This window comes from Halolamina sp. CBA1230 (assembly GCF_002025255.2).
GTDB lineage: Archaea > Halobacteriota > Halobacteria > Halobacteriales > Haloferacaceae > Halolamina.
Genome location: NZ_CP054587.1, coordinates 673268 through 696603, shown reverse-complemented (window position 1 = coordinate 696603; position 23336 = coordinate 673268). Strand labels below are relative to the sequence as shown.

The window sequence follows — 23336 nt, the reverse complement described above, 5'->3', positions numbered from 1 at the left end:
ATGCGGCTGACTCGACGGGACGCGCTGGCGGCGCTGTCGGCGGTAGGAATGGGCAGCACCGCCGGCTGTTCCGCACCGGACGCCGATTCGTGGGGCGAGGCGGCGGCGACGCCGAGCGACCGCGACGACACCGATCCGGAACTGGCCGAGGACGACCTCGAGACGCTGGTCGCGCTGGCGACCGTGCTCTACCCGAGCGAGGTGGAGAACGTCGGCGAGTTCGTCGCGGAGTGGGTTCGACCCCGCGTCCGCGAGCGTCCCGAGCACGGGCGCGGGATGCTCGACGCGATCCGGACGCTGAACGAGTACGCCGAGAACCTCGAGAGCGAGCGATACGCCGACCTCGGCCCGGGAACGCGGGAGGAGCTGCTCTCCTACATGGCCGTCGACGTGGCGGATCCCGACCCGGGCGGCGACGACGACCAGCGCGTGCGCTACTACCTCGTGAACGATCTGCTGTTCGGCCTCTACGCGTCGCCGACGGGTGCGTCGCTGGCCGGGCTCGAGAATCCGCCGGGGTATCCGGGGGGGACCGCGAGCTACCAGCAGGGCCCCGCAGTGACGGACAACCGCGGGGATCAGCGGGGGCCAGAATGAGCGGGACGCAGTCGTCGACGGACCGAACACCGACCGAGAACGCCGACGTCTGCATCGTCGGCGCGGGCCCGGCAGGCGCGCTCGTGGCCGACCGCCTCGCCGCGGCGGGGCACGAAGTGGTCGTGCTCGAGGCCGGCCCGCGGTTCGACCCCGAGAAGCGCGAGGAGCGCATGGAGAACCACCTCCGTCCCGGCGACGACACGCCGATCTGGGGGATGGGCGGCCCGCGGGACGCGTACACCTCCAGCGGCGGCCGGTACTACCCGCTCAACGCCGCCCGGGTGAAGGGCGTCGGCGGCTCGACGCTCCACTGGCAGGGGATGGTGATGCGCCTCCACGAGCAGGATTTCCGTCTCGACTCGGAGCTGGACGTCGCCGAGGACTGGCCGATCGACTACGCGGATCTCCGTCCCTACTACGCGGCCGCCGAGGAGGCGCTCGCGGTCGCGGGCGCCTCGGACAACCCCTTCGCGCCGCCGCGGGATCAGCCCCACCCACTGCCCGCGTTCCCGCCGTCGTACAGCGACTCGCTGTTCGCGGAAGCCTGCGAGGCGCTGGAGATCACCACCCACTCCGTCCCGAACGCCCGGAACTCCGAGCCCACGGACGGGGAGAGCGCCTGCGTGGGGTACGGCACCTGCCGGCCGGTCTGTCCCTCGGGCGCGAAGTACCACGCGCTCCGGCACGTCGACAGCGCCCAGGAGGAGGGCGCCCGCGTGATCGACGAGGTGCCGGTCCAGAAACTCGAACACGATGGGTCGGGCGAACGCGTGACCGCCGCGGTGTACGTCACGCCCGAAGGCGAGACGTACCGGCAGGCAGCCGACGAGTTCGTGCTCGCCGCCGGCGGCGTGGAGACGCCGCGCCTGCTGCTGCTCTCCGAGAGCGAGCAGTACCCCGACGGGCTGGCCAACAGCTCCGGAGCCGTGGGTCGGTACTTCATGGACCACCTGTTCGCGGGCGTCGGCGGCCGGCTGGACGAGCGCACCCGCCAGAAGCACGTCGGCTTCAACACCACCGAGAGCCACCAGTTCTACGACCGCGAGGACGACAGCCGGGGGGCGATCAAACTCGAGTGTCTCAACTACGCCGGCCCCGCGCCGTCGGACATCGCGATGGACGCCGATAGCTTCGGTGACGACCTGCTCGAGGAGATCCGGGCGGGGTACGGCAACCACGTCGCGATGGGCGCACTCGTGGAGCAGTTCCCGCGTGCGGAGAACCGCATCACGCTCGACCGCTCGCGCACCGACGACCACGGCAACCCCGTGCCCGAGGTGGTCTGGTCGCTCGACGACCGCACGCGCCGGACGATCGAGCGGGCGAACGAGATCCAGCGCTCGGTGCTTTCGGAGATGGGTGCGGACATCGAGTGGGTCGTCGGCCCGGACTCGACGGGCCCCGCGTACCACCACATGGGGACGACCCGGATGGGCACCGACCCCGAGTCGAGCGTCGTCGACCCGGACCTCCGCACGCACGACCTCGCGAACCTCTCCATCGCCGGCAGTTCCGTGTTCGTCACCGGCGGCGCGATGAACCCCACGCTCACCATCGCCGCGCTGTCGCTCAAGGCTGCGGACGCGATCGACGCCCGGCTCTGAGGCGACTCCAACGCCGTCGACGCCCGGCTCTGAAGCCGACTGGTTGGCGGGGCGACCGTTTTTGGCCGCCCGAAAAATCGGTACTGTTTTAGGAGTCCCTAAACAATCGACGCCCAATGAGTGAGCAGGACATCTGCGTGATCGTCCCCACGATACGGGAGTACGAGTGTATGGAGGAGTACGTCGCGAACGCCCGCGAGCACGGGTTCGACACCGACCGCCTGTTCGTCGTGCTGGTCACGGAGGAGTTCTGTGACACCGACGAGATGGCGGCGATGCTCGACGAGCTCGACGTCGACGGCGCCGTGTTCGACGGCACCGCCCGAGAGGAGTGGTTCGCCGAGCAGGGCGTGAGCGACTACTCACACCTCATTCCCGATGCCAGCCACGCACAGACCTCGTTCGGCCTGCTGTACATGTGGGCCAACGAGCGCTTCGACTACGGCGTGTTCATCGACGACGACACGCTGCCCCACGCGGACGAGGACTTCTTCGGCACGCACATGCGGAACCTCGCCTACGAGGGCGAGATCGAGTCCCGCGCCTCCGACGAGTCGTGGGTGAACGTGCTCGACGACGCCGACGGCGACCTCTACCCGCGTGGCTACCCCTACGCGGCGATGGACGAGGAGCTCGAGCGCGACACCGAACACGTCGACGACGTCGTCGCTTCCCAGGGGCTCTGGACCAACGTGCCGGACCTCGACGCGGTGCGGATCCTGATGGACGGCGACCTGCAGGGGCAGGCCCAGACCCGGACCAGCGCCGACGACTTCGGCGAGGACTTCGTCGCCGCCGAGGGGCAGTACCTCACGGTCTGCTCGATGAACCTCGCGTTCCGCCGCGAGGTGATCCCGGCGTTCTACCAGCTCCCGATGGACGACAACCGCTGGGACGTGGGTCGGTTCGACGACATCTGGTCGGGGCTGTTCCTCAAGCGCGCCTGCGACGTGCTGGACAAGCAGGTGTACAACGGCGGCCCGCTGTGTGAGCACAACAAGGCGCCGCGGTCGACGTTCGACGACCTGCAGAACGAGGTCGCGGGGCTCGAACTCAACGAACACGTCTGGGAAGTGATCGACAACGCCGCCGTCGGCGCGAGCTCCTACCGCGAGGCGTTCGCGTCGATGGCCGACGCGCTGATGGCCGGCGAGTTCGACGAGTGGAACAACGGCGAGTTCCTGAACTACTGTGGTACGTACATGAACGACTGGATCGACTGTCTCGACGCGCTCGAACCGCCCGCTGCGGACCGTGTGGAGGTGCCCGCCGATGACTGAGGAGCCGACCTCCAAGCGCCGCCGCCGACTGCTCGGAACGCTGGCGAGCGCCGGGCTCGTCGGAATCGCCGGCTGTGGTGGCGGCGACGACACCACCGAAACCGAGGAAACGCCGGCCGACGGCACCGGGACCGACGCGCCGGGCGGCGGTGGCGGCGACAACATCGGCTCCGCCGAGTTCGAGGAGTTCCGCGGCTCCGGCGTACTCGCGCAGGGCCGCGACGAGATCGGCGGCACCCGGATCGAGGAGCTGCCGGATCTCGAGGGTGAGCTCACCATCTACCTCGGCGGCGGCGAGGGTGGGCTCTACCGTGACCTGATCAACAAGCTGGAGAACATCTACCCCGACTTCTCGGCGTCCCCGCGGCTCTCCGGCACCGCCGACGCCGCGAACACGATCATCACCGAGGGGTCGGCGACGCCCGCGGACGTGTTCTGGTCGGTCGACGCCGGCTCGCTCGCGGCCGTCGCGGCCGAGGATCTCACCCTCGAACTCCCCGACGAGATCACCGACCCAGTGCCTCAGGAGTTCCATCCGAACGGTGAGTGGGTCGGCACCGCGGGCCGTGCCCGCGCCATCCCGTACAACACGAACGCGCTCGACGAGAGCGACATCCCGAACGACGTGATGGACCTGCCCGGATCCGGCGTCGCGGAGAACATGGGCTGGGCGCCCACCTACGGCGCGTTCCAGGCGTTCATCACCGCGATGCGGATCACCGAGGGCGAGGAGGCCACCCGGCAGTGGCTCCAGGAGATGGTCGACGCCGGCATCACCGAGTACGCCAACGAGTTCTTCGTCTCCAACGCGGTCGCGGACGGCGAACTCCAGGCCGGCTTCGCGAACCACTACTACGCGCTCCGCGTGCAGGCCGCACGCCCCAACGCGCCGCTCGATCTGGCGTTCACCAGCGGCGACGCGGGCGCGCTGATCAACGTCGCCGGCGCCGCGGTGCTGGAGCCGAGCCCGCAGCAGGAGCTGGCACGGAACTTCGTCCACCACCTGCTCTCGGCGGAGGCCCAGGAGTACTTCGCCACTCGGGCGTACGCCTACCCGATGATCCCCGGCGTGCCGCCGGTGGGCGACCTCCCGCGTATCGACGAGCTCAACCCGCCCGAGTTCGACCTGTCGAAGCTCTCCGAGATCGGGCCGACGGTCGAACTCATGCGTGAGGTCGGCGTCCTGTAATGGGCACCGTCGGCGACACCACTCGTGAGTCGGGGGGGCTCCGCCGGCTGATCGCGCGTCGGTTCCTGGGGCTGGACGAGGACGGCGTCTCGACGCCGCTGGTCCTGCTCTCGGGAGCCATCGCAGCCGCGGTGCTGTCGCCGCTGCTCTGGCTGTTGCTGCGTGCCAGCGAGGTGCCCCTCGCCGAGGCGCGAGCGCTGTTGGACACCTCGACCGACGTGTTCCTCAACAGCCTCGCGCTCGTCGCCGTCGTCACGGTCGCGTCGGTGCTGCTGGGCGTGCCGCTGGCGGTGCTGACGGTGCAGACCGACCTGCCGTTCCGGCGGTTCTGGACCGTCGCCATCGCGCTCCCGCTGGTGATCCCCAGCTACGTCGGCGCGTTCGCGTACGTCTCGGCGTTCGGTCCCGAGGGTGCGCTCGCCGACGCGCTCGAACCGTGGGGGATCGGGATCCCGGAGGTGTACGGGCTGGGCGGCACCGCGCTGGTGATCACGCTCTTTGTCTACCCGTACGTGTTCCTTACCGCCCGCGCCGCGCTGCTCTCCTTCGACGAGACGCAACTGGAGGCCGCACGCACGCTCAACGTCGGCTATCTCTCGGCGTTCCGGCGGGTGATCCTGCCACAGATCCTGCCCGCCGTGACCGCGGGCGCGCTGCTGGTCGCGCTGTACGCGCTCTCGGACTTCGGGACGCCACAGATCATGCAGTACGACGTGTTCACACGCATGATATACGTCGAACTCGGCAGCTTCGGTGACGGCCGCAACAACGCGACGCTGCTCTCCCTCCAGCTGTTGACCGTCACCGCCGTCGTGGTCGCGTTGGAGTCCCGGATCGGCAGCGGCGAGGACTCCGGCTACGGCGCGGCAGCGTCGTCGACGGCGATGATCTCGCTGGGGCGCCTGCGCTGGGTGGCGATGCTGCTGCCCGCGCTGGTGTCGACGTTCACGCTCGCGCTCCCGGTGGGTGTGCTGACGATGTGGTTCCTCCGCGCCGAGGCGCTGGAGTACGATATCGGCGGCCGCGTGTTCGAGTGGGGGTTCGCGCTCAACTCCGTCTACGTCGCCGCGCTGGCGGCGGGCGCGACGCTGGCGCTGGCGATCCCCGTCGCGTACTACTCGGGGCGCTCCCGGGCGACGTTCGCGTGGCTGACCGAGCGGGCGACGTATCTCGGCTACGCGATGCCGGGGGTCGTGCTCGCGCTCTCGCTGGTCTTTTTCAGCAGCAATCAGTTGGCGGAGTGGTTCGGCCCGGCGGCTGCCCGGACGGTGTACCAGTCGCTCCCGCTGCTCGTGTTCGCCTACGTCGTGCGGTTCCTGCCGCAGGCGGTCGGCGCGACGCGGTCGTCGGTGCTTGGCGTCGATCCCTCGCTGCTGGGGGCCGCGCGCGTGCTGGGCGAACCCCCGCGGCGAGTGTTCCGGCGGGTGACGCTGCCGCTGATCGCGCCGGGCGTGCTCGCGGGCGCGGCGCTCGTGTTCCTCACGACGATGAAGGAGTTGGACACGACGCTGATCCTCCACCCGACAGGGTTTACAACACTGGTAACGTACATTTGGCGAGTTCAGGAGGGCGGCTACTACGGCCGGGCGGCGCTGCCGGCGCTGGTGCTGGTGGTGGTGTCCGGGCTCTCGATGATCCCCCTCCTCGTTCAGGGACGCGATAAATGAGCAACGAATACACACCCACGACCGACGAGCGAGCGGCGAAGCGGGCGGCCGAGCAGGCGGACGCGGCGGTCGACGACGACGCCGACACGGTGCTCGAACTCTCGAACGTCGCCAAGGAGTTCGCCGGCGAGACGGCGGTCGACGGCGTCGATCTCGCGGTGCGGGAGGGAGAGCTACTCACCCTACTCGGCCCCTCGGGCTGTGGGAAGACAACGACGCTGCGGACCATCGCCGGCCTCGAATCGCCGACCGAGGGGACCGTCCGTGTCGGCGGCGAGACCGTCGCCGGGGACGGTCGTGAGGTGCCGCCGGAGGAGCGCGACGTTGGGATGGTGTTCCAGGAGTTCGCGCTGTTCCCCCACCTCTCGGTGGCGGAGAACGTCGCGTTCGGCCTCGACGATCCCGAGGGCGACGCCGCACAGCAGCGCGTCGAGGACCTGCTCGATCTCGTCGGGCTCGACGGCTACGGCGACCGCTCGCCGACGGATCTCTCCGGCGGCCAGCGCCAGCGGGTCGCGCTCGCCCGTTCGCTCGCGCCCGAACCCGACGTACTGCTGCTCGACGAGCCGTTCTCGAACCTCGACGTGGCCCTGCGCGTCGAGATGCGCGAGGAGGTGACCCGAATTCTGAACGAGGCCGGCGTCACCGCCGTCTCCGTCACCCACGACCAGGAGGAGGCGCTGTCGATCTCCGACCGCGTGGCGGTGATGTCCGAGGGCCGGATCGAGCAGGTCGGCAGCCCCGAGTCGCTGTTCGAGCATCCCGAGTCCCGCTTCGTCGCCTCGTTCCTCGGGCAGGCGAGCTTCGTCCCCGGAAAGATCACCGACAGCTCCGTCGACACGGTGATCGGCTCCTACGGCCGCGACCTGCTGGAGGGGGTGACCGACGAGTACGTCGGCGCCGAGGTGGACGTGCTGGTCCGCCCCGACGACCTCCGACTCTCGCCCGTCGACGGCGAGGCCGGCCCCATCTCCGCCGAGACAGAAGCTGTCAGGCCGAGCGCCGACGGCGGCACGGCCGTGGCCGACGGCGACGGGGGCCGCCAGTCGCCCCCGGCCGCTGACGGGGAAGTCGTCCGCCGCCAGTACACCGGGCCCTCCTTCGTCTACCACGTCCAACTCGACGACGGCCCCGTGGTGCGCTGTCTGCACAACCACGCCGAGGAGGTTGACGTGGGCGAGCGCGTGAGCGTCCGCCTCGTCGCCGACCACACCCTCGCCTGGTACCCCGCCGCGTAGATGACCGGGCAGCCCTCCACCGACTCACGCGCCGCCACGGGGACGGTTCGCGCCGGCGTCGACGCCGCTCGTGACCGTCTCGACCGGGGTCGGATCGCGATCCTCCTGCTCGCGCTCGTCGCCGCCGTGATTTCGTTCCTCGTCGCCACCCGCGTGTTCCCGTACCACTCGATCAATCACGACGAGGGCGTCTACCTCCAGCAGGCCGAGATGCTCCTCTCGGGGAAACTGTTCCTCCAGCCGCCGGTCGAGGGGCCGTTCCACCCGTGGTTCTTCGTCGTGAGCGAGCAGGGGCTCTATTCGAAGTACCAGCCCGTTCCCGCGGCGGTGTTCGCGCTGGGCCGCGTTCTCGGCGGCTACCCGATCGCGCTCGCCGGCATCTCGGCGACAGTCGTCGCCGGCACGGCCGCGCTGGCCCGCGAACTGTACGACTGGCGGGTCGGCGCCGTCGCGGGCGTGCTCGTACTCGCGTCGCCGCTGTTCCTGGTCCACTCCGGGGTGTACCTCCCCTACGCGGCGACGGCGGCGTTCGAACTCTGCTTCGCGGTCGCGTACCTCCGCGGCGAGCGGACCGGGAGCCGGCGGCTGGCGGCGGTCGCCGGCGCGGCGATCGCGACCGCCTTCTTCGCGCGGCCGTACACCGCCGTGCTGTTCGCGTCGCCCTTCATCCTCCACGCGGTCGTCACGCTCCTCCGTTCGGGCGCGTGGCGAACGCCGTTCGAGGAGGTGACCGACCGACAGCGCGACCTGTTCGTCCGCCGACTCCTGACCGCGGGGCTCGGGATGGTCGGCGTCGCGGTCGCGCTGGGGTACAACGTCCTCGTCACGGGTGAGCCGTTCGTGTTCCCGTACCAGGCGTTCGCGCCGGAGGACGGCCCCGGGTTCGGCCACCGCGAGATCCTCGGCCACGAGGAGAACTACACGCTCGAACTCGGAATCGAGTCGAACCGCCGCGTGCTTTCCAAACTGTTCACTGAGTGGGTGGCGATGGGGATCCTCGGCAGCGCGCTCGCCGCTGCGGGCGTCGTCGCGACGGCTGGCTCGGCCGTTCTCGGCCGCGTCCGGGACGCGAGCCAGCGCGCGTCGGCCGCGCTCGTGGGCCGTCGCGCGGTCGTCGCGGGGATGTTCGTCTCCATCGCGGCGGGCAACGTCGCGTTCTGGGGGAACTTCAACATCCTCGGCGCGCTCACCGTGCAGGACGACGGGCTGATCCACAGCCTCGGCCCGTACTACCACTACGACGTGCTCGTCCCGACGGCGGTGTTCGGCGCGGTCGCCGTGGTGTGGGCTGCCGACCGACTGGGCGGTTTCACTGCGCCGCGACTCCCCGACGCGCTATCGGCCAGTCGGGTCGCGCTCGCCGTCGTGATCGTCGCGGCGGCCGTCGCCGCCCCCGTCGCGGCGGACGTCGCGGAACGCCCGCTGGAGCACAACGCGGGTATCAGCGAGGAGCTCGCGGCCGCCTACGAACCGTTCGAGGAGGAAGGCGGGCTCTCGATGGGGAACGCCGCCATCGGCGGGAACCAGACCGACGAGAAGACGCTGACGTTCCTCACGCCGGTGTACGGCCCGTGGCTGAACCACCCGTTCCAGGCGGTTCGGAACGATCCCGACTTCGACGGGCCGTCGCTGTACGCGCTGGGTGACTACGACGAACTCGACGTCGCCGCCGCGAACCCGGATCACGAGCTCCGGCGGTACGTGATGCGCGGCGCGTGGAACCCCGTCGACGGCGAAGAGGTGACCGCGGAACTCCGCCCGGTCGAGCGCGTCTCCGGCGAGTCGGTCCGGCTGGACGCCGCGGTCGGCGTCCCCGAGGGTGCCGAGTCGGTGTCGATCCGCGCGGGCGGCGACGGTGGGCAGACCTACGCCGCGGCGAACGCCAGCGAGGGGGCGCTCCGGCTGACGCTGACGGTCAACGAGACCAGCGCCCGCCTCGCCGGCGAGGGGGTCCGGAGCGCGGGGAGCTTCGACGTGGAGAACCGCGACGAGCTCACGGTCACGGTGTTCGTCTCCACCGGCCCGAGCACGGGGTTCAGCTACCAGCTCGTGTTCCCGATCGATACGTCGGGCGACGAGGTGCGCGCGCTGTCGGCGACCCGGGAGCGCTGTCCGGTGCCGGATCGCTGCGTGCCCGCGGGGCTGGGGCCGTCGCCGCCCGAGCAGTTCGCGAACACGACGGTCGAAGCGGTTTCGGCGTAGGGTTCGTCGGGGTTACGGCTGTTTTGTGTCGGGGCTAACGTACGTTCGGAGGCTACCGCGACTATCCCGAATTTAGGCCACTCGGACAGCGACCGCGACAGCAACAGCATCTCGACCGTTAGCAACTGGGACAGCAACCGCAAAGCGTCTCGGAGCATGACCACTTGTGACCGCCACGCGCCGGACACGGGGTCCGGCGCTGGAATGGAGTCCCCACCCCTCCCCCCGCGCTCGCCACGTTGGCGAGCGCGAGGCGTCCACCGCGACCGCACCGCCGTGGCTGTCGGCGCGAAGCGCTCGCGGCTCCGTCCGCGAGCCAGCGCGAGGGATGAGCGAGTGAGCGCAGCGAACGAGTGAATCGGCTGGGGAGGGTTGAGGCCTGTGCGGCGCGGTTGCGGTCACAAGTGGTCTAGCTCACTCCGCGGTCCTGTCGGCGGTCGCGGTTGTCGTGCAAATGCTCCCCACACCGACCAACGAAGAAACGAACGAGAACCCCGAAACCCCCTAGAACAGACTCGACAACTGCCGCTTGCGCTCCTGGGCGCACACCCGGAGGATCGACCCTGCGATCTCCGCGCCGCCCGAGAACGGGTCCAGCTTCGTCTCGCCCAGCCGCTCGTCGTAGGCGATCGGCTCCTCGCGGATCTCGTACCCCCGCATCGTCGGCCGGATCAGCAGCTCCGCCGACAGGCCGGTGTTCTCGGTCCAGGTGATCTCCTCGATCACGTCCTCGCGGTAGGCGCGCATCCCCGTCGTCACGTCGTGAAGATACTCCCCCGAGAGCACGCTCGACAGCCCCGCGAAGGCGTAGTTGCCGAAGCGGTTCATCGTCGGCATCGTCTCCGCGCCGTGGTAGAGGCGGTCGCCGCTGACCACGTCGTACCCCTCGTTCACCAGTTCGAGGAAATCCGGGATGCGCTCCATCGGGTACGTCCCGTCACAGTCGGTGGTGATCCGCATGGGGTTGGTCGCCGACACCAGCGCCTTACACACCGCGTACCCGTACCCCTGGGGCTCCTGCTCGATCACGGTCGCGCCGTGGTCCCGCGCGATGTCGGCGGTGCCGTCGCTGGAGCCGTCGACGACCACCACTTCCGCCTCCCCGTCGGTGGCCTCGTCGATCTCATCGAGCACCGGCCCGATCGCCTCTTCCTCGTTGTAGCTCCCCATCACGACGCTCACGTCCGCGAGCGTGTAGTCGCTCATGACTCCTCGGAGGTGACGGGACGTTTTAGGCTTGCCGAAAAACTTCGATCGGAGAACCCCCCAGGCGTCTCCGGAGCGAGTCGGGTTTAAGTTCTCCCCGGGCACAGACTCCCGTATGGATCTCGAACTCGACGACACGAGCGCGCTGGTGACGGCATCGAGCAGCGGCCTCGGGAAGGCGTCGGCGACGGCGCTGGCCCGCGAGGGCGCGAACGTGGTGATCAACGGCCGCGACGAGGAGCAACTCGCCGAAGCCGTCGCGGAGGTCGACGCCGCCGGCGACGGCGAGGTGATCGGCGTCCAGGGCGACCTGACCGAGAAGGAGGACATCGAACAGCTCGTCGAGCGCACCGTCGAGGAGTTCGGCGGCCTCGACACGCTGGTGACGAGCGCCGGCGGCCCGCCCAGCGGCGCGTTCATGGACACCGACGACGAGGACTGGTACGAGGCGTTCGACCTGCTGGTGATGAGCGCGGTCCGCACCGTCCGCGAGGCGGCGCCCCACCTGAAGGAGTCCGACCACGGGACGATGACGTTCATCACCTCCCGCTCGGTGAAGGAGGCGATCGACTCGCTGGTGCTCTCGAACTCCGTCCGGATGGCCGTGATCGGCCTCGAGAAGACGCTCTCCCAGGAGCTCGGCCCGGAGGTGCGCTCGAACGCGGTGCTGCCCGGCCCCCACGAGACCTCCCGGATCGAGGAGCTGGTGGAGCAGGCCGTCGACCGCGGTGACTACGCGGACTACGAGGAGGGGCTGGCCGACTGGGGCGAGGGCATCCCGCTGGAGCGCATCGGCGACCCGATGGAGCTCGGCGACGCCGTGGCGTTCCTCTCCTCGCCGAAATCCTCCTACATCAACGGCGTCGCGCTGCCCATCGAGGGCGGCGCGGGCGCGAGCAATCTCTAGCGAGACGCTGCCTGCGAGCGGAGCTGAGTTTTCACCTATCGGTCACGGTCGACGAGTAGTCGGGGAGGGCCCTGTCAGGATAGCTGCCGCTCAGAGTGTTGAGCGGACGGTTTAGGGCAGTCAGCCTACCCCGACGTGCAGAGCACGCGGGGCGAAAGGGGCTGCTGGCCGTGCCGTCCGTCTGTACAACTCGGCTATCGACACAAAACCCCTCCGATGGATCGACACGGAAACTCGACGCCGCGCTTCGGTTCCGGCGGGGCGTCGTCGGCCTGGGGAGCTACTCACCCGTGGCTGTCACGAACTGGTAGCCGCCCGCGAGTATCAGCAGGACACCGCCGAACGCCGTCACGAAGACCCCGGGGCCGTGGGCATACCGACAGGAAGCTCCGAATGCCAAATCCACAACAGGGACGTACAGACAGTCGAGTCCACCCCGGTCGCCGGCCCAGAGCAGCGTCAACAGGACGACGACGAGACCGGTCACGCCCCTCGCCACGCTGGCGACACGATCACGACGCCCAGAGAAAGCGACACCGATCCCGACGCCTAACGCCACGAGACCGAGGATCCACCAGTCGAATCCCTCGATTCGGTACCCCATCCCGGAGACGTAGAGTCGGGGGAAGCGTGCCGGATACTCCGGATTGATGACGATCCACGGGAGCCAGACGCCGACGGCGACGGCGGCCACGCCAGCGAGCGTCGTCAGTCCGACGGCGAGCCGTCGTCGGTGCATAGTCACTGGTGACGGAGGGGGGACAAATGAGCTGTGGGCCGACAGAGCTGGAACGACCTCGGTGCCGAATCGTCGCGACTGGACCAGCGGCCTTCGTGACCATCGACCCCGTTAGTGAGAGCGCGACGACTGTCGGTGGCGTGTCACGGCTCCATCCGGAGCGCGTAGATGATGCAGCAGAGCCCCCCGATCTCGACGGTCTGGATGATCGCCTGCACGGCCGGGCCGGGGATCGACGGGAACAGCAGCGAGATCGCGACCACGGGGATCGGCAGCCCGAGGATGATCCCGAACCCGATCGCCAGATACAGCATCGGCCGGCTGTCGTTGCGTCGGTAGCCGCGGTAGGCGAGGTAGGCGATGAACAGTCCCAGCGCCGCGCCGACCATCTCGTAGCCCTGCAGCAGCGCGGTGGTCGTCCCGTCGACCTGGAGTGGTTCGAGCATCTCAGATCCCCTCGATCAGCCGCGTGAACCGGTCGGCCATCTCCTCCCGGCGGTCGATCTCCAGCCGGAGTTCGCCGTCGACGAGTTCGACGGTCACGCGCCGGAGGTTCGGTTCGTACACCTGCGTGTGGTGGCCGCCGTCGAGATCGGGGCGGGTCCGTTCCTCGATCAGGTCGTGCTCCCGGAGCCGTTCGAGCCGCCGGTAGATCGTCGGTCCCGACGCGTCACACCGCCGTTCGAGTTCGCTTGCAGACATGGGTTCTCGACTCGTCCGAGTGAGGATACGCCGGGCTGTCTCGTCCTCGAGCAGCCCCGCGACGGCCTCGATCTCGTCCTCACTCACTGTGGGGGGCTTGTCGGCAAAAGTACCTAAAGAGCTACCGGACGCTTCAGCGCGTGAAGTCGTGGCTCCCCCGCTATGGTGGTTCCCTCCCAACCGTCGGTACGGATGGTCCCCTCGAACGTGGTCGATCGACACCCGGTCGCAGCGTACTTCGTACTGACCCTGGCGCTCTCGTGGAGTGTCTGGATACCGGTTCTGTCCAGCGTCGACGGGCCGATGGCCCGGATCGCGGCTATCCCCGGCGCGTTCGGCCCGCTGGCGGCAGCGGCGGTCGTCACCCACCTCCGAGGCGAGTCCGTGCGGGCGTGGCTGGCGTCGACGCTCGACTGGCGCCGCCCCGCGCGGTGGTACGTCGCCGCGCTGGCGATCCCCATCGGCGTCGGCCTCGCGCTCGCCGTCGTTTCGGTCGTGATGGTCGGCTTCGAAGACGGCACGCTCGTCCCCGCACTCCTGACGTTCGCGATCAACGTGGTGTTCGCCACGCTGCTCGGCGGTGGGCAGGAGGAGTTCGGCTGGCGTGGGTTCGCGCTGCCGCACCTGCAGACCCGTTACAGCGCGCTGACCGCCAGCGTCGTCGTCGGGGCCGTCTGGGCGCTCTGGCACGCGCCGCTGTTCGCTTTCGGCGTGTATCAGATGGCGCCCGCGGGCTACGCGGCGTTCGTCGTCGTCGCTTCGGTCGTGTTCACGTGGCTGTACAACGGCTCGCGAGGCTGTGTCCCCGCGGCGATCCTGCTGCACGGGACCGTCAACGCCAGCGTGAGCGTCCCGGTGCAGGTCGTCGGTGGCCCGTCGGCGCTCCCGGTGCCGTTCACCGTGCTGCTGGTCGGCGCGTTCGGCCTGCTGGCGCTGGGACTGACGGTCCGGTACGGGCCAGGGACGCTCTCGGCGGCGGCAGCACAGACGCCGTCGTGGACGGGTGATGGACCGGAACGCCGTTCCACCGTCGGCGCGCCGGGGGTGAGCGAGTCGTGATCTCCCTCCGCCGCGCCGTCCCGGAACTCACCTCGCTGGCGCTGGCGATCGCGACCCTCGGCGCGGGCGTCGTCGTCGCGCCCGCGCTCCCCGAGCGGATGATCGTCGGCTGGCACGTCGGCCTCGACGGCAGCGTCTCGCTCACGCGCGGGCCGCGCCTGCTCGGACTGAACGCCATCCCGGCGGTCACGGTCGCCACGTACGTCGCGCTGCGAGTCACACGGCTCGTTCTCGACGCGGGGAACGGGCTGAACCCACGCCTGTTCGAGCTGCTGGCCCACCTCGTGCTCGTGGCGTTCGCGCTCGGCCAGGCGTGGCTGCTCGCGATCAACCTCTGAGTTCGGCTCTCACTCCTCGGGGAGCGCCGTCCCGCATTCCGGACACTCCTCGTCGACGACCGTCACCTGCAGATCACACGCCGGGCAGTAGTCCCGGTAGCACGCGTCGTCACCCATATCTGGCGTGTGGGGCTCGTTCGGGAAAAGTATGCCTCGGGAGCTCACCCCCGACGCGACCGTCGGACTCGATCCCCCGACAGGGCATCGACCGTCGCGGCGAACGCACTGCTCTCGACGGTGTTCCGGAACCCCGTCTCGAACGCCGTACTCCACAGCGACCGGACGCGGGCGAGGGGGCGGCGTTCCGTGTCGCGATCCCGCTGGCGACGGGGGACGACTGCGTCGGCGCTACGCCTCGTCGACCATCTCGCCGAACGCCTCGTCTGCGTCGGCGGGCACGTCGAAGTCGTGGTAGTGGTCGCCTTTCTCCTTCGAGAGGATGTTGAGCGCGGCGGCGGCGCCGTCGCCCGCGGAGATGACCGCCTGCCACTCCTCGGCGCGGATCATCGCACCCGTCGCGTAGGCGTCCTCGACGCTGGTCTCCATCGTCACGTCGGCGTCGACGACGCCCTCGTCGGTGCGCTCACAGCCCAGCGACTCCGCGAGGTCGCGGTTCGCGCCGGTCGCGAGCACGACGTAGGGCGCCTCGTACTCGCCGTCCTCGGTGGTGACGGCGAACCCGTCGCCGCTCTCGTCCACGTCGGTCACCTCCTCGCCCTGCTTGCGCTCGACGCCGAACGTGTCGACCTGTCGGCGCAGGGTCTCGAGGAACACCGTACCGTCCTGCGAGCCGATCCCGGGGTAGTTGAACAGGTGGGCCTTGTGTAGCCACGTCTCGTCGGTGTCGAACACCGTGGTTTCGAGGCCGTTCTTCTCGGCGAACAGTGCGGCGCTCAGGCCGGCGGGACCACCGCCGATAACGATTACGTCGGTCACGGCTCCCACTTTCGGTCGCTCGACTCGTAACTCTTTCCTCGGTGGCAGATTCACTCCCGGCACGATTGTACCGACGTTGTCACGCGTGATAGTCACAACAAATATTTATTGGGTAATGATCCCTCAGGCCCGGTGAATGCTGGAGCGGGACGCTTACAGGTGGGTGCGACCGGCGAACTACTGCTCGTCGCCTCGGTCTTCACGCTCGTGCCGGCATGGGTCGGCGGGGTAGAGCTACTCTCGGCGATCGGGTTCGGCAACGTTTCGGCGGCCGTCGTCGTCGGCGCCTACGCGTGGGGTCGTGGCGGCCTCTCGGCAGCTATCCTGCTGCAGCGCTGGCGGAACGAGACGCTGGTCCTCGGGGAGTCGTGGCTGCGCGAGACGCTGGAGACGGCGGCCGACCGGATCCCTGCCCCCTGAGAGAGCCGTTACCCTACCCTCCCACGTGATCGAACCATGACCGGCCTAGTACGGAAGCTACGGGACCGACTGCTGAGTTCGAACTGGGAGGACTGGAACCACCCCCGTCGGGCCAAACTGCTGACCCCCGTCTTCGTCCTCGGCGGCGGCGTGGCGAGTATCGCCGTCCAAACCGTGCTGGCACACCACGGTTTCGGACTCCCGTTCGACAGCCTCCTCACGGTCGCCTTCTGTGTGGGCGCCCTGATCCTCGGGTACGCGGTGCTCGCACTCGTCGACTGAACGGGGACGGAACGAACGCTTTACCCGCTGCCGCCGTCCAGTTCGACCATGGACGCGGCAGTCGTCGCTGACGACGTTACCAAGCGGTACGGCGACCTCGTCGCCGTCGACGGCGTCTCGCTGTCGGTGCCCACCGGGACGGTGTTCGGGCTCATCGGCCCCAACGGCGCGGGGAAGACCTCGCTCGTGCGCTGTCTCACCGGGACGACCGGGTACGACGGCGACGTCACGCTGCTCGGCGGCTCGCCGGAAGCCGTCGACCGATCACGGATCGGCCTGCTCCCGCAGTCGTTCTCGCCGCCCGAGCGCCTGACCGTCCGGGAGCTGCTGGGCTACTACGCCGACCTCTACGACGAGGCCCGCGACGTCGACTCGGTGATCGCGGAGGTCGGCCTCGAGAGCTCCGCGGAGACGTGGTACGAGGAGCTCTCCGGCGGCCAGCAGCGCCGCGCCTGCGTGGGCATCACGCTCGTCAACGACCCGGACGTGCTGTTCCTCGACGAGCCGACCACGGGGATCGACCCCGCCGGTCGTCGGGACCTCTGGACGCTGATCGAGGAGCTCGCAGCCGCGGGAACGACGGTCGTGCTCACCAGCCACTCGATGGACGAGGTCGAACGGCTCGCCGACGAGGTGGCGATGCTGGCCGACGGCGACGTGGTGGCCGAGGGGACACCCGCCGCGCTGGTCGCGGAGCACGGCGGCGAGTCGCGGCTGGTCGTCCGGACCGAGGCCAGCGCCGCTCTGCTCGCTGACAGCGGGTTCCGGGTCGAGGCCTCGGCCGGCCGGCTCACCCTCCACGACGTCGACGCCGCCGACATCGACGCTGCCGTCGACGCGCTCGCGGCCGCGGGGATCGACTACGAGTCGTTCACCTGGACCCAGCCCACTTTGGAGGACGTGTACCTGGAACTCACGGGCCGTCGGTTCCGCGGCGCCGACGCGACGGAGGTGGAGCGATGAGCCGCCGTGGCCGTATCGGGAGCGAGGTCCGTGCGGGGGCGAAGGCGTTCCTGCGCCGGCGGACGGCAGTGTTCTTCACGTTCTTCTTCCCGGTGATCATCGTGCTCATCTTCGGCGTGCTCGTGGGCACTCAGCCCACCGGCGGCGGACTGTTCGCGGAGCCGCCGGGGTACTACCTGCCCGGCTACCTCGCGGTCGTCGTGCTGTTCACGCCGCTCTCGCGGGTCGGCAGCGAGTTCGCGCGCCACCGCGAGGGGAGCCGCTTCGAGAAGCTCGCGACCACGCCACTACGACGCTGGGAGTGGCTGCTCGCGCACACGCTGGTGAACGTGCTCGTGATCGGCGCGGCGTCGCTGCTGATCTTCGGGCTCGTGGTCGCGCTGGTCGGCGCCGATATCGCCGTCGGCCCGCACCTGCTGCTGCTGATCCCGTTCGTCGCGCTGGGCGTGGCGCTGTTCTGTGGCCTGGGGGCGGTCCTCGGGCGACTCGCGGACTCCCAGGACGGCGTCGTCGCCGCCAGCAACTCCGTTGCGCTCCCACTCCTCTTCCTCTCGGAGACGTTCGTCACCCCGGACCTGCTACCGGCGTGGTTCCGGCCGATCACGAACCTCTCGCCGCTGACGTACTTCGCCCGCGGCGTGCGCTACCTGACGTACGAGCGCGTCTCGATCCCCGTCGTCGGCGCGACGGATCCGACGACGCTCGCGCTGGCGAACCTGGGCGTTCTCACCGTGCTGGCGACGGTGTTCTTCCTCGCCGGCGCGTACGCGGTGCCGCGTGGCGACTGACTGTCGTCGCCACGCCGTAATCCCCGCGCCGACTGACCGTCGTCGCCGACGCCGAAACCCGCGCGCCGACTGACCGTCGTCGCCGAGGGACGGGCGGAATAGGTCGGGCGACTCCGCACGGGTTTATCCCTTGCCGGCGAGCAGCCGAGGTATGGTCGACGCCGACGACCGACCCGACGGGACCGGCGGCATCGTCTTCTTCCGGACCGAGAACCGCGAGACGGTCGTCGATTGGTACCGCGACACCGTCGGCGCCGAGACGTGGCTCGAACAGCCGGGCTGTACGATCCTCGCGTTCGATGGGTTCCGCTTCGGCTTCTGTGACGGCGAGGAGACCGAGACGGAGGGGATCCTGACGTTCGTGTACGACGACGCCGCGGCCGTCGACGCGATGCACGAGCGCGTTGGCGACGCCGCCGACGAGGAGCCCCACGAGAACGAGCAGTACGACATCTACCAGTTCTTCGCGAGCGACCCCGACGGCCGGACCGCGGAGTTCCAGACGTTCCGCTGATCGGTCGACTCTCCGGATGCGTCGGCGGTCCCGGCCACGCCCGGCGCGAGCGCTCCCGCTCGCCCGACGAGTGACTTCCGGTGGGCTTGCCGAGCGTACCGGAGGGACCTTTTGTCGGTGAGCCAAACGCCACCGCATGGTCGTTCCGCTGGAGATGGGCTGGCGTCACCTGCTGTTCGAGAGCTGGCCGGTCGATCCGGAGCTGATGGACGCCCATCTCCCCGAGTCGCTCAGTCCGGACTGTCACGACGGGAGCGCGTGGCTCTCGGTGATCCCGTTCACGAACGTCGCCGTCCGGCCGAAAGGGGTCCCACGACCGCTCGGCGTGGGGCTCCCGGAGATCAACGTCCGGACGTACGTCACTCGTGACGGCGTTCCGAGCGTCTACTTCTTCAGTTTGGACGCCCAGGGGCTCGCCAGCGTCACCGGCGCCCGTCTGTTCCACCACCTGCCGTACTACTACGCCCGGATCTCGATCGAGATGCGCGACGGCCGCGTTCAGTTCGAGAGCCGGCGCCGCCATCCCGGTGCCCGCCCCGGCCGCTACGAGGCCACCTACTGGCCGACCGGCGAACCGTTCGACGCGTCGACTGACCCCCTGGCGGCGTTCCTCGTCGAGCGCTATCGCTTCTACACCGAAGCGCCCGACGGCTCCGTCCGCTACACTGACGTCGATCACGACCCGTGGACGCTGTACCCGGCTGATGCGACCGTGACCACCGACACGCTGTTGCGGGCCGACGGTTTCGCCCGCCCGGACGCCGAGCCGGTGTACTACTACAGCCCGGGGCTGGACGTCGTCGCGTCCCGGAGCAGACGCCTGCGGGAGGGGACGCAGGACGACCGCTGAGAGGCAGTCGCCGACAACCGCGACGACTGGTTCCGGCGGAGATCAGTATCCGATCCCCGACGGGAACGCCGGCGAGCGGTTTCACTAACTCACGGCGACAGCGAGGTGGAACAGGCCGACGAGCGTGAACCCCGCCGCGACCAGCCGATCGCCCGGCCGCGACCCCATGTGGCGCTGTGTCGCCGCGCGGAGGAACCACCACCCGGCGATCCACGCGAGCAGGAACGGCGCGAACCACGCCGAGAGCCAGCGCGACGCGAGTAGATCGACGATCCCGATCGAGACGAGGGTGTAGCTGACGGCGTGGTTCATGATCTGCGCGATACCACGGATATCCGACCGCTTCGTCTGGTACGTGACGACGAACAGATCGAGCGGACGTAACAGCTCCCCATCGGTCGGTATCGCGCCGTCGAAGTCCAGCAACCACGGCATGGCGAAGTGAACGATCCCCAGAACGACGGTGAACGCACCGCAGACGAGGAACCCGGCTGAGAGAACGGGGTCTGGGACCATCGGTGGACAGCTGTTCGACCGGAGGGGTAATGGAACTGGGCCTTTCGCCGGCCTGTCGCGCCGGGGCCGATACCGGGATCCAGCCACGAACCCACCGATTGACATGGGTCAAACGGCTCTTTGTGATTAGCCAATACTTTAGCGAACGCCGTGCACAGCGGTAGATATGCGAGGTAACCGACCGCTCGTCGCCGTCGGCGTCGCCCTCCTGCTCGTACTCGCCGGCTGTACGGGCGGTGGGAACGCCGGGAACGGCGCGACACAGGCGGCACTGGGCGGCGACGGAGCCGAGTACGAACAGGCGACCGGGACGCCCGCGGAGGCCGACGACGGCGGATCGGGCGCGAGTGACCGGATGCGGATCTACACCGCCGAACTGGCGGTCCGCGTCGACGAGTTCGCCCCGAGCCGGTCGAACCTCTCGGCCGCAGTCGAGGCCCACGGCGGCTACGTCGGGAACTCACAGGTATCGACCAGCGAGTGGGACGACGCGACCTACCGCGACGGGCGGTTCACCTACCGGGTCCCCGCGGAGAACTACTCGGCGTTCCTCGAAGACGTCCGCGAGGAGGGGACGGTGCTCCGCGAGGAGGAGAACGTCCAGGACGTGACGGGCCAGCACGCCGACCTCGAGGCGCGGCTGGCGAACCTCCGCGCGGAGCGTGATCGCCTGCGCGAACTGTACGAACAGGCCAACGACACCGAGGACGTGCTGGCGGTCCAGCGCGAACTCTCCGACGTGCAGGGCGAGATCGAGTCGACCGAGGCACGCCTTGAGACGCTGGAGAACCGCGTCGCCTACGCGACGGTGACCGTCGAACTCCGGGAGGAGCGTCCCGACGACCCGGTCGACACCGAGAACTGGTACGACACCGGCGTGATCGCCGCGTTCCTGGAGTCGGTCGACGGCGCGCTCGTCGCGCTCCGGGCCGCGGTGGTCGGGATCGCGTACGCGCTGCCGTACCTGATCGCGTTCGGCGTCCCGCTGTTCGGGCTCGGACTGGTGTTCAAGCGCTACGTCGTCGGTCGTGGCTCGATACGCGGCGGTGGTGGGGAGCCACTGGCCGGTGAGGGCGCGGAAGGCGGCGACGAGCCACCGAACGATAGCGAAGAGTAGGCGCCGGCGCTTCCGCTTGCCGAACGCTTTTCGCGCTGCCGGGAATCGTCGCGCGCTATGAGCGAACTCCCACTCGAGGCGTACTACGACCTCACGCAGGTCGGCGAGATCGCCGTCTCCCCCGACGGTACCCGAGCCGCGTTCACCACTGCCGAGAGCGACCCCGACGCCGACGAGTCGGTGTCGTCGCTGTTCGTCGTCCCCACCGACGGCAGCCGTGATCCCCACCGTCTGACCCGTGTCTCCGGCGCCAGTTCTCCGACGTGGTCGCCCGACGGCGGCCGACTGGCGTTCCTCGCGGCCCGCGACGAGGACAGCGACCTCCGGGTCGGTCGCGAGGAAGAAGAGAACGAGGAAGAAGAGGAGGACGATGAGGAAGATGCGGAGTCGAACGGTCCCGGCGGCGGCAACGGCGACGAGGAGCCGAAGTCACAGGTCTGGGCGTTCGACCTCGCACTGGGCGGCGACGCCCGGCAGATCACCGACTTCGCGGAGGGCGTCCGCGAGTTCGACTGGGCGCCCGACGGCGAACGGATCGGCGTCACTGCCCGCGACCCGACCGACGCCGAGTCGGCGTACCTCGACGAGCGGCGTGACGGCGGGCCAGTCGAGACCGAGCGCGTCCAGCACAAACTCGACGGCGTGGGCTACCTCGATACGGTCACCAGCTACCTGTTCGTCGTCGGCGAGGACGCGGTGCTGGGCGACGACGCCGCGGACGCCGATTCGGCCCGGAAGCTCGAGGACGCCTACGGCCGCGGCGCGTTCGAGGGGCTGAGCGGGCTCCAGCCCGACTGGGGGGAGTCCGGCGAGATCGCGTTCGTCTCCTACCGCGGCGACGACCCCGACAGCACCCTCGCCACGGACGTGTTCACCGTGTCGCCCGACGGCGGCGACGCGAAACGGATCACCGACGGCGACCTGAACTGCAACGCCCCGACGTGGTCTCCCAGTGGTGACCGCATCGCGTTCGCGGCGGGTGACGCCGAGAACTGGTGTATCCCGACCGAAGCGCGCGTGTGGGACGGCGAGAAACACGTCTCGGTCACGGGCGACCTCGACCGCACGCTCGCGCGCGGTTCGAGTTTCGAGTGGGTCGACGACGGGACGTTCTACACGCTCGTCGGCGACGAGGCGAGGACCCGGGTCCTGCGGTGCGATGCGACTGGGGCCGACTGGGAGCGCACGTTCGAGGCCCAGGGCGACGACCGCGCCGTCGCCGGCCTCTCGATCGGCGGCGACACGGCGGCGCTGGGGCTCTCCCACCCCAGCGAGGGGCACGACCCCTACGCGGTGCCCGTCGACGATCTCGGTGCCGACGAGGAGCCCGACTCCCTCACCCGGCTGGCCGCGGTGAACGCCGACCTCACCGCCGAGTACGAGATGCCCGAGGTTCGGCGCGTGACGTTCGAAAACGACGGCTGGGAGATTTCTGGAGTTCTCTACCACCCGCCGGAGTACGAGCCCGGCGAGTCCGACCCGGCGCCGACGGTGTGTGCGATCCACGGCGGGCCGGTGTCCTACGACGAGCCCGTGTTCAGCTTCGCCCACGCGGTGCTCACCTCGCGTGGCTACCTCGTCTTCCGCCCGAACTACCGCGGCGGCTCCTCGTTCGGCCGGCAGTTCTGCGAGACGCTCCACGGTCAGTGGGGGACCGTCGAGGCCAGCGACATCGCCGCCGGGATCGACAACCTGGTCGACCGCGGCTGGACCGACCCCGATCGGGTGTTCGGCTACGGCTTCTCCTACGGCGGGATCGCCCAGGGGTTCCTGGTCACGCAGTACCCCGACCTGTTCACCGCCGCGGCGCCCGAACACGGCATCTACGACCTGCGCTCGGCGTACGGCACCGACGACTCGCACGTCTGGATGGAGAACGAGTACGGGTTCCCGTGGGAGAACCCCGAGGATATCGACGCCTCCTCGGCGATCACCGACGTCGGGAACGTGGAGACGCCGCTGCTCGTGGCCGCCGGCGGGCAGGACTGGCGCTGCCCGCCCTCACAGTCCGAACAGCTGTACGTCGCCGCCCAGCAGGCCGGCGCGGACTGTCGGCTGGTCGTCTACGAGGACGAACACCACAACATCGGCGACCCGGACCGCGCGATCCACCGGCTGGAGGAGGTCACCGCGTGGTACCGCCGGCACGACCCCGAAACGAGCGATCCGAACGCTGACGACCCCCACGGCCGCGATGCGGACGAGGAGTAGCGCCACACCCC

Annotated in this window: 24 protein-coding genes; 18 read left to right on the top strand and 6 right to left on the bottom strand. The window is 69.5% G+C overall.

The window, feature by feature from the left end:
• The 7 genes from B4589_RS03520 to B4589_RS03490 all read left to right on the top strand — a co-directional run bounded on the left by B4589_RS03520 (position 1) and on the right by B4589_RS03490 (position 9777).
• The gene (locus B4589_RS03520; RefSeq protein WP_079232978.1) at positions 1-597 is read left to right on the top strand and encodes a gluconate 2-dehydrogenase subunit 3 family protein; all 597 of its coding nucleotides are present in this window, start codon (positions 1-3) and stop codon (positions 595-597) included.
• The gene (locus B4589_RS03515) at positions 594-2201 is read left to right on the top strand and encodes a GMC family oxidoreductase (RefSeq protein ID WP_079232977.1); all 1608 of its coding nucleotides are present in this window, start codon (positions 594-596) and stop codon (positions 2199-2201) included. The genes B4589_RS03520 and B4589_RS03515 overlap by 4 nt, the downstream gene beginning before the upstream one ends.
• 116 nt (positions 2202-2317) lie before the next feature.
• Positions 2318-3481 carry an alpha-1 4-glucan-protein synthase gene (locus tag B4589_RS03510; RefSeq protein WP_079232976.1) on the top strand — a complete coding sequence of 388 codons (1164 nt, stop codon included), beginning with the start codon at positions 2318-2320 and terminating at the stop codon, positions 3479-3481.
• Positions 3474-4670: an extracellular solute-binding protein gene (locus B4589_RS03505; RefSeq protein ID WP_079232975.1), complete on the top strand. Its 1197-nt coding sequence runs from the start codon at positions 3474-3476 to the stop codon at positions 4668-4670. Before B4589_RS03510 ends, B4589_RS03505 begins: the two co-directional genes overlap by 8 nt.
• The gene (locus B4589_RS03500) at positions 4670-6337 is read left to right on the top strand and encodes an iron ABC transporter permease (RefSeq protein ID WP_079232974.1); all 1668 of its coding nucleotides are present in this window, start codon (positions 4670-4672) and stop codon (positions 6335-6337) included. The genes B4589_RS03505 and B4589_RS03500 overlap by 1 nt, the downstream gene beginning before the upstream one ends.
• On the top strand, positions 6334-7575 hold the full coding sequence (locus B4589_RS03495; RefSeq protein WP_079232973.1) for an ABC transporter ATP-binding protein: 1242 nt from the start codon (positions 6334-6336) through the stop codon (positions 7573-7575). Before B4589_RS03500 ends, B4589_RS03495 begins: the two co-directional genes overlap by 4 nt.
• Entirely contained in the window at positions 7576-9777 is a 2202-nt protein-coding gene (locus B4589_RS03490; protein WP_079232972.1) for a glycosyltransferase family 39 protein, read from the top strand. It begins immediately after the preceding gene.
• Positions 9778-10281: 504 nt separating this feature from the next.
• Here B4589_RS03490 and B4589_RS03485 read toward each other — a convergent pair.
• Positions 10282-10983, bottom strand: a complete 702-nt coding sequence (locus tag B4589_RS03485; RefSeq protein WP_079232971.1) for a dolichyl-phosphate hexose transferase — start codon at positions 10981-10983, stop codon at positions 10282-10284.
• Between the two features lie 115 nt (positions 10984-11098).
• On the opposite strand from B4589_RS03485, the gene B4589_RS03480 reads away from it, so the two are divergent.
• The gene (locus tag B4589_RS03480) at positions 11099-11890 is read left to right on the top strand and encodes an SDR family oxidoreductase (RefSeq protein WP_079232970.1); all 792 of its coding nucleotides are present in this window, start codon (positions 11099-11101) and stop codon (positions 11888-11890) included.
• A gap of 280 nt (positions 11891-12170) precedes the next feature.
• Here the strand turns inward: B4589_RS03480 and B4589_RS03475 are convergent, their stop codons facing one another.
• The 3 genes from B4589_RS03475 to B4589_RS03465 all read right to left on the bottom strand — a co-directional run bounded on the left by B4589_RS03475 (position 12171) and on the right by B4589_RS03465 (position 13418).
• A complete protein-coding gene (locus B4589_RS03475; RefSeq protein WP_079232969.1) occupies positions 12171-12629 on the bottom strand; it encodes a hypothetical protein in 459 nt (152 codons plus the stop codon).
• Positions 12630-12772: 143 nt separating this feature from the next.
• Positions 12773-13075 carry a hypothetical protein gene (locus tag B4589_RS03470; protein WP_079232968.1) on the bottom strand — a complete coding sequence of 101 codons (303 nt, stop codon included), beginning with the start codon at positions 13073-13075 and terminating at the stop codon, positions 12773-12775.
• A gap of 1 nt (position 13076) precedes the next feature.
• Positions 13077-13418, bottom strand: a complete 342-nt coding sequence (locus B4589_RS03465) for a helix-turn-helix domain-containing protein (RefSeq protein ID WP_079232967.1) — start codon at positions 13416-13418, stop codon at positions 13077-13079.
• A 105-nt stretch (positions 13419-13523) separates the two neighbouring features.
• Between B4589_RS03465 and B4589_RS03460 the strand changes: the two genes are divergently transcribed.
• Both B4589_RS03460 and B4589_RS03455 read left to right on the top strand, forming a co-directional pair.
• Positions 13524-14390: a type II CAAX endopeptidase family protein gene (locus tag B4589_RS03460; RefSeq protein WP_217920478.1), complete on the top strand. Its 867-nt coding sequence runs from the start codon at positions 13524-13526 to the stop codon at positions 14388-14390.
• On the top strand, positions 14387-14728 hold the full coding sequence (locus B4589_RS03455; protein WP_079232965.1) for a hypothetical protein: 342 nt from the start codon (positions 14387-14389) through the stop codon (positions 14726-14728). Before B4589_RS03460 ends, B4589_RS03455 begins: the two co-directional genes overlap by 4 nt.
• Before the next feature lie 348 nt (positions 14729-15076).
• Here B4589_RS03455 and B4589_RS03450 read toward each other — a convergent pair whose 3' ends face one another.
• Positions 15077-15664 (bottom strand): NAD(P)/FAD-dependent oxidoreductase, encoded by a 588-nt coding sequence (locus B4589_RS03450; protein ID WP_079232964.1) that lies wholly within the window; start codon positions 15662-15664, stop codon positions 15077-15079.
• Positions 15665-15823: 159 nt separating this feature from the next.
• Here B4589_RS03450 and B4589_RS03445 point away from each other — a divergent pair, with 159 nt between their 5' ends.
• From B4589_RS03445 to B4589_RS03420, 6 genes are all read left to right on the top strand, one after another.
• Positions 15824-16084 (top strand): hypothetical protein, encoded by a 261-nt coding sequence (locus B4589_RS03445; protein ID WP_079232963.1) that lies wholly within the window; start codon positions 15824-15826, stop codon positions 16082-16084.
• 36 nt (positions 16085-16120) lie between these two features.
• Positions 16121-16366, top strand: a complete 246-nt coding sequence (locus B4589_RS03440) for a hypothetical protein (RefSeq protein ID WP_079232962.1) — start codon at positions 16121-16123, stop codon at positions 16364-16366.
• A 48-nt stretch (positions 16367-16414) separates the two neighbouring features.
• Complete coding sequence (locus B4589_RS03435; RefSeq protein ID WP_079232961.1) at positions 16415-17329, top strand: ABC transporter ATP-binding protein; 915 nt, start codon at positions 16415-16417, stop codon at positions 17327-17329.
• Positions 17326-18117, top strand: a complete 792-nt coding sequence (locus B4589_RS03430; RefSeq protein WP_079232960.1) for an ABC transporter permease — start codon at positions 17326-17328, stop codon at positions 18115-18117. Before B4589_RS03435 ends, B4589_RS03430 begins: the two co-directional genes overlap by 4 nt.
• 151 nt (positions 18118-18268) lie before the next feature.
• Positions 18269-18631 (top strand): VOC family protein, encoded by a 363-nt coding sequence (locus B4589_RS03425; protein WP_079232959.1) that lies wholly within the window; start codon positions 18269-18271, stop codon positions 18629-18631.
• A 136-nt stretch (positions 18632-18767) separates the two neighbouring features.
• A complete protein-coding gene (locus tag B4589_RS03420) occupies positions 18768-19481 on the top strand; it encodes a YqjF family protein (protein ID WP_079232958.1) in 714 nt (237 codons plus the stop codon).
• A gap of 84 nt (positions 19482-19565) precedes the next feature.
• Here B4589_RS03420 and B4589_RS03415 read toward each other — a convergent pair whose 3' ends face one another.
• Positions 19566-19997 carry a hypothetical protein gene (locus B4589_RS03415; RefSeq protein ID WP_079232957.1) on the bottom strand — a complete coding sequence of 144 codons (432 nt, stop codon included), beginning with the start codon at positions 19995-19997 and terminating at the stop codon, positions 19566-19568.
• Positions 19998-20163: 166 nt separating this feature from the next.
• Here B4589_RS03415 and B4589_RS03410 point away from each other — a divergent pair, with 166 nt between their 5' ends.
• Both B4589_RS03410 and B4589_RS03405 read left to right on the top strand, forming a co-directional pair.
• Entirely contained in the window at positions 20164-21114 is a 951-nt protein-coding gene (locus B4589_RS03410) for a DUF4349 domain-containing protein (protein ID WP_079232956.1), read from the top strand.
• 57 nt (positions 21115-21171) lie between these two features.
• Complete coding sequence (locus B4589_RS03405; protein ID WP_079232955.1) at positions 21172-23325, top strand: S9 family peptidase; 2154 nt, start codon at positions 21172-21174, stop codon at positions 23323-23325.
• Positions 23326-23336 lie beyond the last annotated feature (11 nt).

What these genes read in the sequence shown, in the direction of transcription:
- B4589_RS03520 (WP_079232978.1), top strand. Translation starts at nt 1, where the DNA reads ATGCGGCTGACTCGACGGGACGCGCTGGCGGCGCTGTCGGCGGTAGGA.
- B4589_RS03515 (WP_079232977.1), top strand. Translation starts at nt 594, where the DNA reads ATGAGCGGGACGCAGTCGTCGACGGACCGAACACCGACCGAGAACGCC.
- B4589_RS03510 (WP_079232976.1), top strand. Translation starts at nt 2,318, where the DNA reads ATGAGTGAGCAGGACATCTGCGTGATCGTCCCCACGATACGGGAGTAC.
- B4589_RS03505 (WP_079232975.1), top strand. Translation starts at nt 3,474, where the DNA reads ATGACTGAGGAGCCGACCTCCAAGCGCCGCCGCCGACTGCTCGGAACG.
- B4589_RS03500 (WP_079232974.1), top strand. Translation starts at nt 4,670, where the DNA reads ATGGGCACCGTCGGCGACACCACTCGTGAGTCGGGGGGGCTCCGCCGG.
- B4589_RS03495 (WP_079232973.1), top strand. Translation starts at nt 6,334, where the DNA reads ATGAGCAACGAATACACACCCACGACCGACGAGCGAGCGGCGAAGCGG.
- B4589_RS03490 (WP_079232972.1), top strand. Translation starts at nt 7,576, where the DNA reads ATGACCGGGCAGCCCTCCACCGACTCACGCGCCGCCACGGGGACGGTT.
- B4589_RS03485 (WP_079232971.1), bottom strand. Translation starts at nt 10,983, where the DNA reads ATGAGCGACTACACGCTCGCGGACGTGAGCGTCGTGATGGGGAGCTAC.
- B4589_RS03480 (WP_079232970.1), top strand. Translation starts at nt 11,099, where the DNA reads ATGGATCTCGAACTCGACGACACGAGCGCGCTGGTGACGGCATCGAGC.
- B4589_RS03475 (WP_079232969.1), bottom strand. Translation starts at nt 12,629, where the DNA reads ATGCACCGACGACGGCTCGCCGTCGGACTGACGACGCTCGCTGGCGTG.
- B4589_RS03470 (WP_079232968.1), bottom strand. Translation starts at nt 13,075, where the DNA reads ATGCTCGAACCACTCCAGGTCGACGGGACGACCACCGCGCTGCTGCAG.
- B4589_RS03460 (WP_217920478.1), top strand. Translation starts at nt 13,524, where the DNA reads ATGGTCCCCTCGAACGTGGTCGATCGACACCCGGTCGCAGCGTACTTC.
- B4589_RS03440 (WP_079232962.1), top strand. Translation starts at nt 16,121, where the DNA reads ATGACCGGCCTAGTACGGAAGCTACGGGACCGACTGCTGAGTTCGAAC.
- B4589_RS03435 (WP_079232961.1), top strand. Translation starts at nt 16,415, where the DNA reads ATGGACGCGGCAGTCGTCGCTGACGACGTTACCAAGCGGTACGGCGAC.
- B4589_RS03430 (WP_079232960.1), top strand. Translation starts at nt 17,326, where the DNA reads ATGAGCCGCCGTGGCCGTATCGGGAGCGAGGTCCGTGCGGGGGCGAAG.
- B4589_RS03425 (WP_079232959.1), top strand. Translation starts at nt 18,269, where the DNA reads ATGGTCGACGCCGACGACCGACCCGACGGGACCGGCGGCATCGTCTTC.
- B4589_RS03420 (WP_079232958.1), top strand. Translation starts at nt 18,768, where the DNA reads ATGGTCGTTCCGCTGGAGATGGGCTGGCGTCACCTGCTGTTCGAGAGC.
- B4589_RS03415 (WP_079232957.1), bottom strand. Translation starts at nt 19,997, where the DNA reads ATGGTCCCAGACCCCGTTCTCTCAGCCGGGTTCCTCGTCTGCGGTGCG.
- B4589_RS03410 (WP_079232956.1), top strand. Translation starts at nt 20,164, where the DNA reads ATGCGAGGTAACCGACCGCTCGTCGCCGTCGGCGTCGCCCTCCTGCTC.
- B4589_RS03405 (WP_079232955.1), top strand. Translation starts at nt 21,172, where the DNA reads ATGAGCGAACTCCCACTCGAGGCGTACTACGACCTCACGCAGGTCGGC.